Raw genomic sequence first — 18,296 nt, 5'->3', positions numbered from 1 at the left:
ATGAAAAATGATAAAGAAAAGTATTCACAATTAAGAAGTATGATCCCTGAGATGAGGCGTGTTAAACACATCTATTTCGTGGGAATAGGTGGCGCAGGTATGGGCGGTATTGCGGAAGTACTGGTTAACGAAGGTTATCGTTTATCTGGTTCTGATATTGCTGAAAATATAGTGACACGTCGATTGACCTCTTTAGGAGCAAAAATTCATATCGGTCATCATAAAGAGCAAGTCCATGGTGCGGATGTGGTGGTGGTGTCGACGGCGATTAGCGCAGATAACTCTGAACTGTTGGAGGCCAAAGCGCTAAGGATCCCTATTGTACAACGAGCAGAAATGCTTGCTGAATTGATGCGCTATCGTCATGGTGTTGCTGTTGCAGGCACTCATGGGAAAACAACGACGACAAGTCTAATTGCCAGTATATATGGGCAAGCAGATCGAGACCCAACTTTTGTTATTGGTGGTTTGCTCAATAGTGCCGGAACGAATGCTCGCTTGGGAAGCAGTCGTTATTTAATCGCAGAAGCTGATGAGAGCGATGCGAGTTTTTTACACCTACAGCCAATGGTAAGTGTTGTTACCAATATCGAAGCCGATCATATGGATACCTATGAAGGAGATTTTGAAAAATTAAAGTCTACCTTTATTGATTTTCTGCACAACCTGCCTTTTTATGGTGTCGCGGTGATGTGTGTTGACGATCTTGTTGTGCGAGAATTACTTCCTAGAGTTGGCCGTAAGGTCGTCACATACGGCTTTAGTGAAGATGCAGACGTCAGAGCGCTTGATTTTATTCAAGAAGGTTACCGCAGCCGCTTTACCTTACGAAGATCGGGTATTGAAGATGTTGAAATCATGCTTAATTTGCCTGGTCAGCATAATGTATTGAATGCGTTAGCTGCTATTGCGGTTGCGAGTGAAGATGATATTGATGATATATCTATCATACAGGCGCTTGTTGACTTCCAAGGCATAGGTCGCCGCTTTGAGCAGCTCGGTTGTTTCGATACAGATAAAGGTGAAGTGGTATTGGTTGATGATTACGGTCATCACCCAAGTGAAGTTGCTGCGACAATCAATGCGGCCAAGTTGGGTTGGCCTGAGAAGCGCCTAGTAATGATTTATCAGCCACATCGTTATAGCAGGACGCGGGATCTTTATGATGATTTTGTCGAAGTCCTATCTCAAGTTGATTGTTTATTGCTACTTGACGTATATGCCGCTGGAGAGGCTGCTATACCAGGAGCAGACAGTCGTGCCTTGTGTCGGTCAATTCGACTACGGGGCAAGCTAGATCCTATTTTTGTTGCTGAGCAGGAGCGACTTCTTACCTTACTACCAGATGTACTACAGGAAGGTGATCTCTTGTTGACCCAAGGTGCAGGCAGTATTGGTACGCTTTCTAAGCAATTAGCAACGAATAAGTTAGGTTTTAAATTGGTCAATAACGATTTGAATCAGAGTTAGTTTTGGATGAACTCTCATTGTAGGAATATCAGATTTTGATGCTAGTAGTAAGGTCTATATAATGGTTGTTTTTCTGCGGGTAATAAATGGGATTAACTTGCCGGCAATATTGACATTAAAGGAGCTGTTCTGTGTCTTGGGCTGAGGCTGGTCAAAGGTGGAGACAAAAATTGACCCAGGTTGATTGGTACCTGTGTTGTGGGGTGCTCTTTCTGCTATCAGTGATGTTGGGCTTAGCAATAGGTGCTAGGCAGTTAAATCTCATTGTTAATGATGCAGATGCTTTGCCTATTGAATCTGTTGCGGTTAAGGGTGAACGAGATAAGACCTCTGATGAGGAAATACAAATAGCACTACGTGACTTGATGAAAAGAAGTTTTTTTTCTGCTGATGTTAATCAGGTACAAGCAGCGCTCGAGGCGCTTCCTTGGGTATATCAGGCGTCAGTGAGGCGAGAGTGGCCTTCAAAGTTGAAAGTGTATCTTGTAGAACAGCAAGTCGTTGCTCATTGGAACAATGATGCTTGGCTGAATGTCCATGGTCAGGTATTTGAGGCACCGAAAAGAGATCAAATGGATGAGTTACCTTCACTAGCAGGACCTGAAGGTCAGTCTAATTTAGTGTTAACTACATTTAGGCAGGTGAGTGAACTGTTAAAAATAAATGGCTTAAATTTAAAAAGTTTACATTTAAGTCCCAGACATGCTTGGCATGGCACGTTAGATAACGGGATCATGCTTGAGTTAGGTCGAGAAGATAAAATGGCTAGGATACAAAGGTTTATTAATGTGTATCCCGTGCTAATAAAGCAATTAAAACCTGTTGCTAAAGTTGATTTGCGCTATGACACCGGATTAGCCGTAGGTTGGGAAAATGCACAAAAAGAGAGCCATTAAATAATGACCAAGAATCAAGATAGAAATCTGATCGTTGGATTGGACATAGGAACCTCTAAGGTTGCTGTGATCATAGGTGAAGTACTACCCGATGGTGAGATCAGTGTCATAGGGTTAGGAAATCATCAATCCAGAGGGATGGATAAAGGTGGTGTTAATGATCTTGATTCAATTGTACGCAGTGTCCAGCGGGCATTAGACCAAGCTGAATTGATGGCAGATTGTCAAGTTTCATCGGTTTATTTAGGGATCTCAGGCAAACATATTAGCTGCCAGAATGAGAATGGTATGGTCTCAATCAATGATGAAGAGGTCACTCAGGATGATGTTGACAATGTCATACATACGGCTCGTTCAGTCAAAATACCAACAGAACGGCGTATTTTGCATGTGCTGCCACAGGAGTATGCCATTGATGTACAAGATGGTATTAAAAGTCCTATAGGTATGTCTGGTATGCGAATGGAAGCTAAGGTTCATATCGTGACTTGTGCCAATGATATGGCAAAGAATATAACTAAGAGCGTTGAACGCTGTGGGCTTAAAGTCGATGATCTGGTGTTTTCAGCGATAGCATCAGCTGATTCGGTCCTAACCAATGACGAGAAAGATTTAGGTGTTTGCTTGGTTGATATTGGTGGTGGCACAACAGATCTTGCCGTGTATACCAATGGGGCGCTACGTCACTGTGCCGTGGTTCCTGTTGCAGGTAACCAAGTGACGAACGATATTGCGAAAATTTTTCGTACGCCGCTTTCTCATGCAGAACAAATCAAAGTTCAATTTGCTAGCGCTCGTAGTGCGATGGTGAGTCGAGAAGACAGTATCGAGGTTCCCTCTGTCGGTGGCAGACCATCTAGAACGATGTCCAGACATACATTAGCAGAAGTGGTAGAGCCTAGATATCAGGAGTTATTTGAACTGGTATTACGAGAGTTAAGAGACTCAGGATTAGAAGATCAAGTTGCTGCTGGCATTGTTTTAACAGGGGGAACATCCTCTATTGAAGGAGCAGTAGATATTGCTGAAGCTATTTTTGGTATGCCGGTAAGAGTTGCATTACCGTTACCAGTGAAAGGGTTATTTGAATATGTTGACCAACCCATTTACTCCACAGGAGTTGGGTTGTTGCATTACGGGGCGAGAAGAGTTGTTGAGCGTCAGTTCGAGCGCCCAGAGCGTCAAGGGGTGACCAGTCTTTGGAATCGGGTTCAAAGTTGGTTTAAAGGTGAGTTTTAGTCGTTAGTAATACGGTAAATTTTTTAAATTAGCGACTTAACATATAACGCAAGCAAAATGGAGAAATAACCATGTTTGAAATCATGGATAGTCATACAGATGAAGCGGTGATTAAGGTCATCGGAGTTGGTGGTGGTGGTGGTAATGCCATTGAGCATATGGTTAAACACAATATTGAAGGTGTTGAGTTTGTTGCGACGAATACCGATGCTCAGGCATTGAGAAAGTCATCCGCAGGCTCGACAATTCAATTGGGGCGTGACATCACTAAAGGTTTAGGTGCTGGAGCAAACCCTGAGATTGGTCGTTTGGCGGCTGAAGAAGATAAAGAAAATATCCGTAATGCGATTAAAGGTTCAGACATGATCTTTATCGCTGCAGGTATGGGGGGGGGAACAGGCACTGGTGCAGCGCCAGTTGTTGCTGAAGTGGCTAGAGAAGAAGGCATTCTAACGGTTGCTGTGGTGACGAAACCGTTTCCTTTCGAAGGCAAAAAACGTATGGCTTATGCCGATCAAGGTATAGAGCAATTAGCTAAGCATGTGGACTCGTTAATCACTATTCCTAATGAAAAATTACTGAAAGTATTGGGGCGAGGAACTTCATTATTAGATGCTTTTGCCGCTGCCAATAATGTGCTGCTTGGTGCTGTACAGGGTATTGCAGAACTTATCACGCGTCCTGGTTTGATCAACGTCGATTTCGCCGATGTAAAGACGGTTATGTCTGAAATGGGCAATGCAATGATGGGAACGGGTGTGGCAAGTGGTGAAGACAGAGCTGAAGAAGCAGCAGAGGCTGCGGTAGCAAGTCCATTACTTGAAGATATAGATTTGGCGGGGGCTCGCGGTGTACTTGTTAATATTACGGCAGGTATGGATATGAGCATTGAAGAGTTTGAAACTGTGGGTAACCACGTTAAAGCTTATGCTTCTGATAATGCGACCGTTGTTGTTGGTGCTGTTATTGACCCTGAAATGAGTGATGAATTGCGAGTCACTGTGGTAGCCACCGGGATAGGCGCAGAGAAGAAGCCAGATATTCAACTTGTATCTAAGCCTGTTTCTCGTCCTGAGCCTACCGTTACAATTGATCCACGTGTTGAGTCTACGGATGATTTACTAAATCAACAGCCGATGATGGCTGGTAATGCTGCGGCACAAACAGCGCCAACTTTAGCACCAAAAAATGAAGCTGATTATTTAGATATTCCGGCGTTTTTACGTAAACAAGCTGACTGAGTTGGTTGACGTAATACAATTGACCGATTGGATTACTTTTAATCGACAGGATTAATCGTTTAATTTTGGTTAATTTGCAAAAATATGCTAGCATATTCGACCAGCAGAGCCTGTTTGTGTTTTTTATTGGCTAGGATTTGAGCTTTTATTGTTGAGAGATGGGTAGATAGATGATTTTTCAAAGAACTGTTAAAGAAATGGTGAAAACAACTGGAGTCGGATTGCATTCCGGCAATAAGGTGACTTTGAGTATCAAGCCCGCGCCGGTTCATTCTGGGATCGTACTCGTGCGCACTGATTTGGAGCCTGCTGTGTTTATCCCAGCTAAGGCTGATCAAGTTCGTGAAACCACTATGTGTACGGCGTTAGTGAATGATGATGGCGTACGTATCTCGACTATTGAGCATTTGTTTGCTGCTTTAGCTGGTTTAGGCGTCGATAACGCATTAATTGAAGTCGATGCTCCTGAGATCCCAATCATGGATGGTAGCGCAAGTCCATGGGTGTTTTTACTTCAATCAGTAGGGATAAAAGAGCAATCAGCGGCTAAAAAATATTTAAGAATCAAAAATACTGTACGTGTCGAAGATGGTGATAAATGGGCTGAATTAAAACCATTTAACGGTTTTAGAGTTGATTTTGCCATTGACTTTAATCACCCTGAAATTGCCCGTAGCCAGCAACATGTGGTGATGGACTTTTCAACATCTGCGTTTGTTCGTGACATTAGTAGAGCAAGAACATTTGGTTTCATGCGTGATATTGAATACTTAAGAGCGAATAATTTAGCATTGGGTGGCAGTATGGATAATGCTGTGGTACTTGATGAATATAAAGTCCTTAACCCCGATGGTTTGCGTTATGAGGATGAATTTGTTAAGCATAAAATCTTAGATGCATTCGGTGACTTATATGTTGCAGGTCATGCAATAGTTGGAGAGTTTTGTGCTTTTAAAACAGGACATGCACTTAATAATCAATTAGTTCGTGCTTTACTAGCGCAACAAGATGCGTGGGAGTTGGTTAGTTTTGAAGCCGATGAAGCTCCAGTGACCTTTTCTGTTCCGACAGAAGCAGTATTTGTTTAATTTAATAAATTGGAATTATCTACTGCTGTTAAAATTACTTCGAACGGCTGGCTAATGCAGCTAGCCGTTTTAGTTTTATAGCAAGAGAGCCACCGGCATGTTCAGCTAATGCCTCTATGTGTGTTGCTGCAATTTTAGTGATCTGATTGTTATTTTTTGTTGCTCTTGCAGCATACATTAATAGACTTGGGTTGACTTTAACTTGGATAGCAGAGAGCATAGGTAAGGTTTCGGCTTGTAATTGTTGTAGAATGTTAGCTTTTTGAAAGTTAATCCTCGCAGCCCATGCCGCAGTTGTTGTTTCAATTACTAACACACCCTGCCGGAAATTAGCGACTTTAAGTTGCTCAGATACTGGACCTGTAAGCACTTTTTTTACGTAATGCTCTAAGTGCATTAATAGTTCAGCTTTTTCAGCTATATTGGGTAATTGCCCACGTTGGTGAAGTAACTGACTCAGGTCTTGCGGGGGCTTTTTCATATGATAATAAAATGGCTTGGTTAAGCAATGAGTGTAACAGTTTTTATTCAGGGTCGAAATGGTGCTACTAGATGGCAGCCAGGAAAACGTTGGTTATTGTTGCCAGTGCTGTTGATTGCAGCTGGGACTGGGTTATATCAGTACGGTGCAAAACTCGTTCAGCAACAGCAAATGAATACCGACGGTGAACGTGCGGCTCGACAGGCTCAAAAGCAACAGCTTATCGAGCTCAAAGGCGCAACTGAGTCACAATTAACTGTATTAGTGACACATGTTGCTCTTATGCAGGCTAAGCTAACTCGTCTTGAAGCTTTAGGTCTGCAAGTTGCTAAGAATAATAAATTAGAAGATCAATTTGATTTTTCTTCTACTGTCGGTGTTGGTGGCCTAAGTGAATTAGGTGCAGGCATCGAGCTGGAACAACTTATTGTCGATATGGATAAGTTAGTATCAAGAATAGATAATAGTAATGTTCAGCTTTCAATACTTGAAACTGTTTCATCTAATCTCCATATAGATGAAGAACGTTACATATCAGGGCAGCCCATCCTCAAAGGATGGTTATCATCGCCTTACGGTTTACGAAATGACCCTTTTAATGGACGGCGAACAATGCATAAAGGTATTGACTTCGCAGCTAAAGAGGGAACCAATGTGATTGCAACCGCTAGTGGTGTTGTCACTTGGGCAGGCAAAATGTTTGGATATGGTGAGTTAGTAGAAATAGATCATGGTAATGGTCTGCTAACTCGCTATGGACATAATAAGTCTTTGTTAGTAACTGTAGGTGATGTCATCGCCAAAGGTGAGAATATTGCCAAGATGGGGAGTACTGGTCGTTCGACTGGGCCCCATGTGCATTATGAAGTGTTGCGGGGTGGGCAGCAGATAGATCCGCTGAAGTATGTCTACCGCAAGGCAGGTTAATATAATATAAGGCTTTCAGACTCGACAGGGACTAAGCCAACAACTTAAAAGTGGTTCAGATGTTTGGTAAATTACTGACAAAATTATTTGGTAGTCGTAACGATCGTACACTTAAATCTCTTGGCAATATTGTCACTAAGATTAATGTCCTTGAAGATGATTATGAAAAACTAACTGACGAAGAGTTAAAGGCTAAGACATCTGATTTTCGCACTCGTTTAGACAAAGGGGAAACTCTCGATGATGTCATGCCTGAAGCCTTTGGCGTTGTGCGCGAAGCGTCTAAGCGTGTATTTGAAATGCGTCACTTCGATGTTCAGATGCTCGGTGGCATGGTGCTTAATAGCAATCGCATTGCAGAGATGCGAACCGGTGAAGGGAAAACATTGACGGCAACACTTCCAGCATACTTAAATGGGTTGACTGGTAAAGGTGTTCACGTTATTACCGTCAATGATTATTTAGCCCGTCGTGATGCTGAAAATAATCGCCCATTGTTTGAGTTTTTAGGACTTTCTGTTGGCATCAATGTCGCCGGTCTTGGTCAGCAAGAAAAGAAAGACGCATATAATGCTGACATTACTTATGGTACCAATAATGAATTCGGTTTCGATTATTTACGCGATAATATGGCTTTTTCGCCAACAGAGCGTGTTCAGCGCCCCTTGCACTATGCTTTAATTGATGAAGTTGATTCAATTTTAATTGATGAAGCTAGAACACCTTTGATTATCTCAGGAGCTGCAGAAAATAGTTCTGAATTGTATACAAAAATCAATACGCTTATTCCGCACCTGATCCGTCAAGAAAAAGAAGATACGGAAGATGAGATCGGTGATGGTGATTATTCTATCGATGAAAAAGCTAAGCAAGTTCATATGACTGAACGTGGCCAAGAGAAGGTTGAAGTTCTTTTAACTGAGCGTGGCATGCTAGTCGAAGGAGACTCTTTATATTCAGCAGCGAATATATCACTGCTTCATCATGTAAACGCCGCACTTCGTGCACATAGTTTATTTGAAAAAGATGTTGATTATATTGTGAAAGACAATGAAGTTATTATTGTCGATGAGCACACAGGACGTACTATGCCTGGGCGGCGTTGGTCTGAAGGATTACACCAAGCTGTTGAGGCGAAAGAGTTAGTTAATATTCAAAATGAAAACCAAACCTTAGCGTCAATTACTTTTCAGAATTTCTTTCGCCAGTATGAAAAGCTAGCGGGTATGACAGGTACTGCTGATACTGAAGCATTTGAATTCCAACACATCTATGGATTAGATACTGTTGTTATTCCGACAAATAGACCTATGGTACGTAAAGATCATGCTGATCTTGTTTACTTAACACCAGATGAAAAATACACTGCAATTATTGAAGATATTCAAGGTTGCCGTGAGCGTGGGCAGCCTGTACTTGTTGGTACAGTTTCTATTGAGCAATCTGAACTGCTTGCTCGTTTAATGGAGAAAGAAAAGATCCCCCATGAAGTATTGAATGCTAAATTCCATGAACGTGAAGCAGATATTGTCGCTCAAGCAGGACGCTTAGGTGCTGTGACGATTGCGACTAATATGGCGGGTCGTGGTACCGATATCGTACTTGGTGGTAATTGGAATATGGAGATTGAAGTTCTTAATAATCCTACTTCTGAGCAAAAAGCAAAAATAAAATCTGATTGGCAAGTAAGGCATGACGAAGTTGTCGCTGCTGGTGGCTTGCATATTCTTGGTACAGAACGTCATGAATCTCGTCGAATTGATAATCAATTACGTGGACGTTCAGGTCGTCAAGGTGATTCAGGTTCATCACGCTTCTATTTATCTATGGAAGATAGTCTAATGCGTATTTTTGCTTCAGAACGCGTTTCTTCTATGATGAAGAAACTTGGTATGGAACAAGGGGAAGCAATTGAGCATCCATGGGTATCACGTGCTATCGAAAATGCACAACGTAAAGTCGAAGCTCGTAACTTTGATATCCGTAAGCAATTACTTGAATTTGATGATGTTGCTAATGATCAGCGACAAGTTGTTTATGCTCAACGTAACGAATTAATGGATGCTGAAAATATTCAGGAAACAATCGTTAATATTCAAGCTGATGTGGTTAATGATTTAGTTGACCAATATATTCCTAAGCAGTCAGTCGAAGAGCTTTGGGATATCGCAACGTTGGAAACACGGCTTCAGCAAGAGTATGGGCTTAAAATGCCAATACAAGAGTGGTTAGATTCAGAAGATGATCTACACGAAGAAACATTACGAGAACGTATTGTTGATACTTGGGTCAAAGCATACCAAGCCAAAGAAGAAATGGTTGGCGAATCGGTCTTACGTCAGTTTGAAAAAGCAGTCATGCTACAGACGTTGGATGGTCTATGGAAAGAGCATTTATCTGCAATGGATCATCTTCGCCAAGGTATTCATTTACGTGGGTATGCGCAGAAGAACCCTAAACAAGAATATAAGCGCGAGTCGTTTGAGTTATTTCAACAAATGCTAGAATCATTAAAGCATGATGTGATTAGCGTGTTATCTAAAGTACAGGTTCAGGCTCAATCTGATGTCGAAGAAATGGAAGAGCGTCGTCGTCAAGAGGAAGCTAAAATCCAGCTTGACTATCAACATGCAGCAGCTGAATCTTTAGTTGGCGTAGAAGAAACAGAAACCATTGCAGTTCATAGACCCACTGTGCGAGAGGGCGAGAAGGTTGGACGTAACGATCCTTGCCCTTGTGGCTCTAATCGTAAATTTAAGCAGTGCCACGGTAAGCTTACTTAATTAAGTGGCCCATACTGTTTTTATTAAAGCCACCCATTGAGGTGGCTTTTTTGTGTGTAGGCTTGGGGTTTGTTGTGGATAAGATGTGATTAGAAAAACAATATGTCAAAAAATCATTTTTTATTAAAAAGACCTTGTACTCTGCTTTCAACTGCTTATAATGCGCAACCAGTAACACGGTAAAGCAGATGATTTAGTTGGCTTTTAAGCTAATGAAAATGTATTGCTACTAGTTGTAAAATTTAACCGTGTTATTTGACTATGTTTGAATTAATATGCATAGTCTGCCGATAGTGTTTTTAGGTTATAGATTGATGTCGTTTGTATGAGAAAGCATCGCTTGAAAAACTTATTAAAATAAACACTTGACGGCAACGATGGAGAGTGTAGAATACGCCTCCTCAAGCCAGTGACCTAGCGTCTAACGGCAGTATCTGAAAGATTGGTACTAACGCTCTTTAACAATTTATCAAGTAATCTGTGTGGACACTCACAGGTATTGAGTTATTCGAAACTGCCTCTTTTTTCTAGTAAAAAGTGAGGCAGTCAAAAAATTTCTCAATGAATGAGTGTTCATAGGTTCGAACCTAGTTTGAATCAATATGTACAATCGTTGTTAATACTCTTATGAGTGTTGTCAACGACATCAGAATTCATTGAGCCGCTGAGTCCTTAACGGGGTTTAGCAAAAAACTTTAATTGAAGAGTTTGATCATGGCTCAGATTGAACGCTGGCGGCAGGCCTAACACATGCAAGTCGAGCGGAAACGAAGGTAGCTTGCTATCAGGCGTCGAGCGGCGGACGGGTGAGTAATGCCTAGATATCTGCCTAGTCGTGGGGGATAACAGTTGGAAACGACTGCTAATACCGCATACGCCCTACGGGGGAAAGGAGGGGACCTTCGGGCCTTCCGCGATTAGATGAGTCTAGGTGGGATTAGCTAGTAGGTGAGGTAATGGCTCACCTAGGCGACGATCCCTAGCTGGTCTGAGAGGATGATCAGCCACACTGGGACTGAGACACGGCCCAGACTCCTACGGGAGGCAGCAGTGGGGAATATTGCACAATGGGCGAAAGCCTGATGCAGCCATGCCGCGTGTGTGAAGAAGGCCTTCGGGTTGTAAAGCACTTTCAGCGAGGAGGAAAGGTTGGTCGTTAATAGCGGCTAGCTGTGACGTTACTCGCAGAAGAAGCACCGGCTAACTTCGTGCCAGCAGCCGCGGTAATACGAGGGGTGCAAGCGTTAATCGGAATTACTGGGCGTAAAGCGTACGCAGGCGGTTTTTTAAGCCAGATGTGAAAGCCCCGGGCTCAACCTGGGAATTGCATTTGGAACTGGGGAACTAGAGTCTTGTAGAGGGGGGGTAGAATTTCAGGTGTAGCGGTGAAATGCGTAGAGATCTGAAGGAATACCGGTGGCGAAGGCGGCCCCCTGGACAAAGACTGACGCTCATGTACGAAAGCGTGGGGAGCAAACAGGATTAGATACCCTGGTAGTCCACGCCGTAAACGATGTCTACTCGGAATTTGGTAACTTAGTTACTGGGTTCCCAAGCTAACGCATTAAGTAGACCGCCTGGGGAGTACGGCCGCAAGGTTAAAACTCAAATGAATTGACGGGGGGCCCGCACAAGCGGTGGAGCATGTGGTTTAATTCGATGCAACGCGAAGAACCTTACCTACTCTTGACATCCTCAGAACTTACCAGAGATGGTTTGGTGCCTTCGGGAACTGAGAGACAGGTGCTGCATGGCTGTCGTCAGCTCGTGTTGTGAAATGTTGGGTTAAGTCCCGCAACGAGCGCAACCCTTATCCTTATTTGCCAGCGGGTCATGCCGGGAACTTTAGGGAGACTGCCGGTGATAAACCGGAGGAAGGTGGGGACGACGTCAAGTCATCATGGCCCTTACGAGTAGGGCTACACACGTGCTACAATGGTCGGTACAGAGGGTTGCAAAGCCGCGAGGTGGAGCTAATCTCACAAAGCCGGTCGTAGTCCGGATTGGAGTCTGCAACTCGACTCCATGAAGTCGGAATCGCTAGTAATCGTGGATCAGAATGCCACGGTGAATACGTTCCCGGGCCTTGTACACACCGCCCGTCACACCATGGGAGTGGGCTGCACCAGAAGTAGATAGCTTAACCTTTCGGGGAGGGCGTTTACCACGGTGTGGTTCATGACTGGGGGTGAAGTCGTAACAAGGTAGCCCTAGGGGAACCTGGGGGCTGGATCACCTCCTTACCTATACGACTAACTCAATATTTGCTGAGTGTTCACACAGATTACTTGATAGAAGAAAGAGCAAAAAAATATACGTGTCTATTTAGACGACGTACTCTTGTTTAAAGCAGTAAGCTATTAATAAGAATGCAAGTATAAATGGGTCTGTAGCTCAGCTGGTTAGAGCGCACCCCTGATAAGGGTGAGGTCGGTGGTTCAAGTCCACTCTGACCCACCAAAATCTCTCCTTTCCTACGTTGGGAAGTGACTCGTTTAAGAAAGCTAAACGTCGTCACTGTTGGCATTGTTAAGAAGCGATTTGGTAATAACTTAGTAATAAGTAAACGTATATATTTTGTTTGACTGCATGTAAATGGGGCTATAGCTCAGCTGGGAGAGCGCCTGCCTTGCACGCAGGAGGTCTGCGGTTCGATCCCGCATAGCTCCACCATTTAATTATATTTTAATACAATATATACATGCATTGGATAGAGATGCCAAAGATAAACTAATACTTTATCTTTGGCTTTTTTAAGCCCGCTCTTTAAAAATTTGGAAAGCTGATAGTGTTAATGTGAAAGGGACAGTGAATGGCTTATGTTATAGGTTGTTTGTTGTTAATAGCATTAATGCGAAAATAAATAATTGAGTTCTCAAACACTTAAATCAAGTGCGGAATGATTTACCTTAGGGTAATGAGTTCAAGAGTATTCTTTTGGCGAAAGTAAACACCATTAGTTGCGATACATCTCGTTCAAACTACCCGTTTGAACAATAGATAATATTAGCGCAGCGAGTTTGGTCTTAGGCAAGGCGCGAAAGTGAGCGAGAAAGGCATGTAGCAACGCTACATAACTGACAAGCGAACTTGAGTAACACCGCATAAGGGCAAAGTAGCAAGCGAATAAAAACCTATGTGGGTTGTATGGTTAAGTGACTAAGCGTATACGGTGGATGCCTTGGCAGTCAGAGGCGATGAAGGACGTAGTAACTTGCGAAAAGCGTTGGCGAGCTAGTAACAAGCATTTGAGCTAACGATATCCGAATGGGGAAACCCACATGCATAAGCATGTATCACGACATGAATACATAGTGTCGTGAGGCGAACCCGGGGAACTGAAACATCTAAGTACCCGGAGGAAAAGAAATCAACCGAGATTCCCCTAGTAGCGGCGAGCGAACGGGGATTAGCCCTTAAGTCTATGGGGTGTTAGTGGAATGTGTTGGAAAGCACAGCGGCACAGGGTGATAGCCCCGTACATGAAAACTAACCATAGATGAAAACGAGTAGGACGGGACACGTGACATCTTGTCTGAACATGGGGGGACCATCCTCCAAGGCTAAATACTCCTGACTGACCGATAGTGAACCAGTACCGTGAGGGAAAGGCGAAAAGAACCCCTGTGAGGGGAGTGAAATAGAACCTGAAACCGTATACGTACAAGCAGTGGGAGCGGTTCAACTCTTTATGGGTAAGAAACCGTGACTGCGTACCTTTTGTATAATGGGTCAGCGACTTACATTTTGTAGCGAGGTTAAGCGAATAGCGGAGCCGTAGGGAAACCGAGTGTTAACTGCGCGTTTAGTTGCAAGGTGTAGACCCGAAACCCGGTGATCTATCCATGGGCAGGTTGAAGATTGAGTAACATCAATTGGAGGACCGAACCGACTTATGTTGAAAAAATGAGCGGATGACTTGTGGATGGGGGGTGAAAGGCCAATCAAACCGGGAGATATCTGGTTCTCCTCGAAAGCTATTTAGGTAGCGCCTCGAGCGAATACCATTGGGGGTAGAGCACTGTTAAGGCTAGGGGGTCATCCCGACTTACCAACCCTTTGCAAACTCCGAATACCAATGAGTACTACTCGGGAGACACACGGCGGGTGCTAACGTCCGTCGTGAAAAGGGAAACAACCCAGACCGTCAGCTAAGGTCCCCAAAGTTATTGCTAAGTGGGAAACGATGTGGGAAGGCTTAGACAGCTAGGATGTTGGCTTAGAAGCAGCCATCATTTAAAGAAAGCGTAATAGCTCACTAGTCGAGTCGGCCTGCGCGGAAGATTTAACGGGGCTAAGCAATACACCGAAGCTACGGGTGTGCATCTTTGATGTACGCGGTAGAGGAGCGTTCTGTAAGCCGTAGAAGGTGAAGGGGTAACCCACGCTGGAGGTATCAGAAGTGCGAATGCTGACATGAGTAACGATAAAGGGAGTGAAAAACTCCCTCGCCGAAAGACCAAGGGTTCCTGTCCAATGTTAATCAGGGCAGGGTGAGTCGACCCCTAAGGCGAGGCCGAAAGGCGTAGTCGATGGGAAACGGGTTAATATTCCCGTACTTCTGCTAACTGCGATGGAGAGACGGAGAAGGCTAGGCTAGCGCGGCGTTGGTTGTCCGCGTTTAAGGTAGTAGGCAGTATTCTTAGGCAAATCCGGGAATACGCATTAAATTGCGATGCTGAGAGCTGATGACGAGTCACTAAGGTGATGAAGTAGTTGATGCCATGCTTCCAGGAAAATCTTCTAAGCTTCAGGTTAGTAGGAATCGTACCCCAAACCGACACAGGTGGTTGGGTAGAGAATACCAAGGCGCTTGAGAGAACTCGGCTGAAGGAACTAGGCAAAAATGGTACCGTAACTTCGGGAGAAGGTACGCTCCTGTTGGTGATAAGACTTGCTCTTTAAGCTGACGGGAGTCGCAGATACCAGGTGGCTGCAACTGTTTATCAAAAACACAGTACTGTGCAAACTCGCAAGAGGAAGTATACGGTATGACGCCTGCCCGGTGCCGGAAGGTTAATTGATTGGGTTATCTTCGGAGAAGCTCATGATCGAAGCCCCGGTAAACGGCGGCCGTAACTATAACGGTCCTAAGGTAGCGAAATTCCTTGTCGGGTAAGTTCCGACCTGCACGAATGGCGTAATGATGGCCACGCTGTCTCCAGCCGAGACTCAGTGAAGTTGAAATTGCGGTGAAGATGCCGTATACCCGCGGCTAGACGGAAAGACCCCGTGCACCTTTACTATAGCTTGGCACTGAACATTGAACCTACATGTGTAGGATAGGTGGGAGACTATGAAGTTGGGACGCTAGTTCTGATGGAGTCAACCTTGAAATACCACCCTTGTAGTTTTGATGTTCTAACTCTGGCCCCTGAATCGGGGTTGAGGACAGTGTCTGGTGGGTAGTTTGACTGGGGCGGTCTCCTCCCAAAGAGTAACGGAGGAGCACGAAGGTTGGCTAAGTACGGTCGGACATCGTACGGTTAGTGCAATGGCATAAGCCAGCTTAACTGCGAGACATACACGTCGAGCAGGTACGAAAAGTAGGTCATAGTGATCCGGTGGTTCTGAATGGAAGGGCCATCGCTCAACGGATAAAAGGTACGCCGGGGATAACAGGCTGATACCGCCCAAGAGTTCATATCGACGGCGGTGTTTGGCACCTCGATGTCGGCTCATCACATCCTGGGGCTGAAGTCGGTCCCAAGGGTATGGCTGTTCGCCATTTAAAGTGGTACGCGAGCTGGGTTCAGAACGTCGTGAGACAGTTCGGTCCCTATCTGCCGTGGGCGTTGGATGATTGAAGGAAGCTGCTCCTAGTACGAGAGGACCGGAGTGGACGAACCGCTGGTGTTCGGGTTGTTATGCCAATAGCATTGCCCGGTAGCTACGTTCGGAATCGATAACCGCTGAAAGCATCTAAGCGGGAAGCGAGTCCTAAGATGAGTCATCCCTAGGGATTTAATCCCTTTAAAGAGCCGTTCGAGACTAGGACGTTGATAGGCAGGGTGTGTAAGCGTTGTGAGGCGTTGAGCTAACCTGTACTAATGACTCGTAAGGCTTAACCATACAACCCAGATGGGTTTTACTTCTAAGAAGTTTGTGGTTAATGAGTGATTACAGAGCGAAAAAGAATACCAATTTGATTTAAGTTACACTCAATTATATTTATTTAACAGCTTTTCGAATTTAGTTATTTGGTTAATTACGCAGGAAATTGTTTGGCTGACAAAGCCGTAACGAGTGAAGCGCGGCGTGTACTTTAGTACACAAGCACTGGAGCGAGGAAACAATGCCGTGAGACGAATAATTAACCAGTAAGAATTTGTCTGGAAACCATAGCATTGTGGCACCACCTGATCCCATCCCGAACTCAGAAGTGAAACGCAATCGCGCCGATGGTAGTGTGGGGTCTCCCCATGTGAGAGTAGGTCATTTCCAGGCGCCTAATTCGTTTTCACTTTGACTCTTTGTACTGAGATGAGTGAAAAACTATTTAGACAATAACATTGCAGTGAGTTGATGTGTTTATTACATAAGACTATGTTATTTATAAGAAATAAATGCTGATATGGCTCAGTCGGTAGAGCGCATCCTTGGTAAGGATGAGGTCCCCAGTTCGATTCTGGGTATCAGCACCAATTTTAATACAGAATTTGTCTGGAAATCATAGCATTGTGGCACCACCTGATCCCATCCCGAACTCAGAAGTGAAACGCAATCGCGCCGATGGTAGTGTGGGGTTTCCCCATGTGAGAGTAGGTCATTTCCAGACGCCACTTTAGTTTTCATTTTTACTTTTACTTAGTGTTATAAAGAGTAGTGAAGACAAACTCTCTTCTTAAGAGAATTTTAAAGCCCGTTGTTAATACAACGGGCTTTTTCGTGTTTAAATTGAAATAATAAGCATTTGGTCATGGGGAGCATAAAGATCTCACCTAGTGAGACTGAAGCTCTTTATAGCGTAGATAGATGTTGCTGATGAAATGTTGCTGAGATTAAGTCAGAAGATGACAGGTACCTTATCTTTGCACTTTTTGTTCTGCGTTGTTTGATTCTGTTAAAATTAGCTTTACTGCCGTTATTTTTTTAGGGAGTTATGTCGTGTTATGTACCCACTGTAATCAGATTTTTGGCGTGAGTAATGTTATAAATCAACGTGGTAAAGGTTTTAATGCACAGATTCAATGCCCACATTGTGATGCGTGGTTAGGTAAAAACCCCATACTTTCCCGACTTAAGATGTTAGGTTTTTACTTGGGACTTGGCATGTTAATTTATGGCTATTTTTCTCCAGAAATGCGTACTTTGACGACTCCGGTTGCAATTATTGCTGTGATAATTTTGCTTGTTAGTCATATGATGGATCATTTAAAAGTGACGGAGGCACCAGCTAATAAGGCTATTGATGATAGTGAGCATAGGCAGAAATACCGTTAGTAACCGAGTCATGAAACCAATCTAAATGGCTAGTCTTCATCAGTCGAGTTGATTGCTTTATGCATGGGCACAGACAAGAAGCAGTGTTGAGTTAAACCAGCCACTAGTGAGCAGTGAATTGTCAGCCAGAGTGCAGATTACTCAACAAGTTGAACTTGTCCTTCAAGAGCTGCATCGACATAATAGATACCACAGCCAATTGCAGCAATAAAAAGCGCAGCACAAAAGAATACTTTACCATTTTGACGTAAAAACGCTAACATATTAGTGACCCTATTTATTTAAGTTGTAACTTGACTTAACTTAGGCTTTGTAGCACATTATGCAGGATTTTGCTTAATTTTAATAACGATGGGCTTTTTTTATGGTGGTTGATGGTGTTAGACGAGGTATAGCAATATGGCTTTCAGCCCTATTGATCTGCCTGTCCTTTGCCGCTTCAGCCCATAGTGTAGAGCATATCAGTGATAGTGGGTCTCAAAATCACTGCACACTTTGTTTTCATAAGCATCAACTTAATAAACTACTACTGACGAATAATTTTAATTTATCTGTCAGTCTTCAGACCTTTGAAGTTAGTTCTGTTCTTATACATGAGCACCGCTTTGAACATACAAGTTTTTTCCACAGTCGCGCCCCTCCTTTATCAGCTTAATATCAATGATCAATATTGTTGTTTTTTGATTTTCTTGTGTGTTGCTAAATAAAAAATACTGTAATTCTATCCG

At 43.6% G+C, this 18,296-nt stretch carries 11 protein-coding genes, 3 tRNA genes and 4 rRNA genes; 16 read left to right on the top strand and 2 right to left on the bottom strand.

The window, feature by feature from the left end; translation table 11 throughout:
• The 5 genes from murC (at position 1) to lpxC (ending at position 5,934) form a co-directional block, all read left to right on the top strand.
• Entirely contained in the window at positions 1–1,470 is a 1,470-nt protein-coding gene (gene murC, locus HQQ94_RS22090) for a UDP-N-acetylmuramate--L-alanine ligase (RefSeq protein ID WP_173296425.1), read from the top strand.
• 131 nt (positions 1,471–1,601) lie between these two features.
• On the top strand, positions 1,602–2,366 hold the full coding sequence (locus HQQ94_RS22085) for a cell division protein FtsQ/DivIB (protein ID WP_173296424.1): 765 nt from the start codon (positions 1,602–1,604) through the stop codon (positions 2,364–2,366).
• Positions 2,367–2,369: 3 nt separating this feature from the next.
• Positions 2,370–3,605 (top strand): cell division protein FtsA, encoded by a 1,236-nt coding sequence (gene ftsA, locus HQQ94_RS22080; RefSeq protein WP_173296423.1) that lies wholly within the window; start codon positions 2,370–2,372, stop codon positions 3,603–3,605.
• Positions 3,606–3,676: 71 nt separating this feature from the next.
• Positions 3,677–4,846, top strand: a complete 1,170-nt coding sequence (gene ftsZ / locus HQQ94_RS22075) for a cell division protein FtsZ (RefSeq protein ID WP_173296422.1) — start codon at positions 3,677–3,679, stop codon at positions 4,844–4,846.
• Between the two features lie 170 nt (positions 4,847–5,016).
• Positions 5,017–5,934: a UDP-3-O-acyl-N-acetylglucosamine deacetylase gene (lpxC, locus tag HQQ94_RS22070; protein ID WP_173296421.1), complete on the top strand. Its 918-nt coding sequence runs from the start codon at positions 5,017–5,019 to the stop codon at positions 5,932–5,934.
• 34 nt (positions 5,935–5,968) lie between these two features.
• Here the strand turns inward: lpxC and HQQ94_RS22065 are convergent, their stop codons facing one another.
• Positions 5,969–6,415, bottom strand: coding sequence for a DUF721 domain-containing protein (locus tag HQQ94_RS22065; RefSeq protein WP_173296420.1), 447 nt, complete (start codon positions 6,413–6,415; stop codon positions 5,969–5,971).
• 27 nt (positions 6,416–6,442) lie between these two features.
• Here HQQ94_RS22065 and HQQ94_RS22060 point away from each other — a divergent pair, with 27 nt between their 5' ends.
• The 10 genes from HQQ94_RS22060 to HQQ94_RS22015 all read left to right on the top strand — a co-directional run bounded on the left by HQQ94_RS22060 (position 6,443) and on the right by HQQ94_RS22015 (position 17,568).
• Entirely contained in the window at positions 6,443–7,342 is a 900-nt protein-coding gene (locus tag HQQ94_RS22060) for a M23 family metallopeptidase (protein ID WP_173296419.1), read from the top strand.
• A 59-nt stretch (positions 7,343–7,401) separates the two neighbouring features.
• Positions 7,402–10,125, top strand: coding sequence for a preprotein translocase subunit SecA (gene secA, locus HQQ94_RS22055; RefSeq protein WP_173296418.1), 2,724 nt, complete (start codon positions 7,402–7,404; stop codon positions 10,123–10,125).
• Positions 10,126–10,821: 696 nt separating this feature from the next.
• Positions 10,822–12,368, top strand: a 16S ribosomal RNA gene (locus HQQ94_RS22050).
• A 140-nt stretch (positions 12,369–12,508) separates the two neighbouring features.
• Positions 12,509–12,585, top strand: a tRNA-Ile gene (locus HQQ94_RS22045).
• A gap of 137 nt (positions 12,586–12,722) precedes the next feature.
• Positions 12,723–12,798, top strand: a tRNA-Ala gene (locus HQQ94_RS22040).
• A gap of 476 nt (positions 12,799–13,274) precedes the next feature.
• Positions 13,275–16,197 (top strand): 23S ribosomal RNA (locus HQQ94_RS22035).
• 259 nt (positions 16,198–16,456) lie between these two features.
• Positions 16,457–16,572 (top strand): 5S ribosomal RNA (gene rrf, locus HQQ94_RS22030).
• A 121-nt stretch (positions 16,573–16,693) separates the two neighbouring features.
• Positions 16,694–16,769 (top strand) — tRNA-Thr (locus tag HQQ94_RS22025).
• An 18-nt stretch (positions 16,770–16,787) separates the two neighbouring features.
• Positions 16,788–16,903, top strand: a 5S ribosomal RNA gene (rrf, locus tag HQQ94_RS22020).
• The 16S, 23S and 5S rRNA genes sit together here with 3 tRNA genes alongside, the layout of an rRNA operon.
• A gap of 329 nt (positions 16,904–17,232) precedes the next feature.
• Entirely contained in the window at positions 17,233–17,568 is a 336-nt protein-coding gene (locus HQQ94_RS22015; protein WP_173296417.1) for a hypothetical protein, read from the top strand.
• 137 nt (positions 17,569–17,705) lie between these two features.
• On the opposite strand, the gene HQQ94_RS22945 is transcribed toward HQQ94_RS22015, so the two are convergent.
• Entirely contained in the window at positions 17,706–17,831 is a 126-nt protein-coding gene (locus HQQ94_RS22945; RefSeq protein WP_302051862.1) for a hypothetical protein, read from the bottom strand.
• Positions 17,832–17,932: 101 nt separating this feature from the next.
• On the opposite strand from HQQ94_RS22945, the gene HQQ94_RS23180 reads away from it, so the two are divergent.
• Positions 17,933–18,223 (top strand): ABC-type zinc uptake system zinc chaperone, encoded by a 291-nt coding sequence (locus HQQ94_RS23180; protein WP_375335708.1) that lies wholly within the window; start codon positions 17,933–17,935, stop codon positions 18,221–18,223.
• Positions 18,224–18,296: the final 73 nt, after the last annotated feature.

This window comes from Shewanella sp. VB17, from assembly GCF_013248905.1.
Taxonomy (GTDB): Bacteria; Pseudomonadota; Gammaproteobacteria; order Enterobacterales; family Shewanellaceae; genus Shewanella.
The sequence above is the reverse complement of the archived record's forward strand: the minus strand, read 5'-3'. Positions and strand labels throughout refer to the sequence as shown.

Bases quoted from the DNA above. Each gene is read 5' to 3' on its own strand.
- murC (WP_173296425.1), top strand. From the start codon at position 1: ATGAAAAATGATAAAGAAAAGTATTCACAATTAAGAAGTATGATCCCT.
- ftsA (WP_173296423.1), top strand. From the start codon at position 2,370: ATGACCAAGAATCAAGATAGAAATCTGATCGTTGGATTGGACATAGGA.
- ftsZ (WP_173296422.1), top strand. From the start codon at position 3,677: ATGTTTGAAATCATGGATAGTCATACAGATGAAGCGGTGATTAAGGTC.
- lpxC (WP_173296421.1), top strand. From the start codon at position 5,017: ATGATTTTTCAAAGAACTGTTAAAGAAATGGTGAAAACAACTGGAGTC.
- HQQ94_RS22065 (WP_173296420.1), bottom strand. From the start codon at position 6,415: ATGAAAAAGCCCCCGCAAGACCTGAGTCAGTTACTTCACCAACGTGGG.
- HQQ94_RS22060 (WP_173296419.1), top strand. From the start codon at position 6,443: ATGAGTGTAACAGTTTTTATTCAGGGTCGAAATGGTGCTACTAGATGG.
- secA (WP_173296418.1), top strand. From the start codon at position 7,402: ATGTTTGGTAAATTACTGACAAAATTATTTGGTAGTCGTAACGATCGT.
- HQQ94_RS22945 (WP_302051862.1), bottom strand. From the start codon at position 17,831: ATGTTAGCGTTTTTACGTCAAAATGGTAAAGTATTCTTTTGTGCTGCG.
- HQQ94_RS23180 (WP_375335708.1), top strand. From the start codon at position 17,933: ATGGTGGTTGATGGTGTTAGACGAGGTATAGCAATATGGCTTTCAGCC.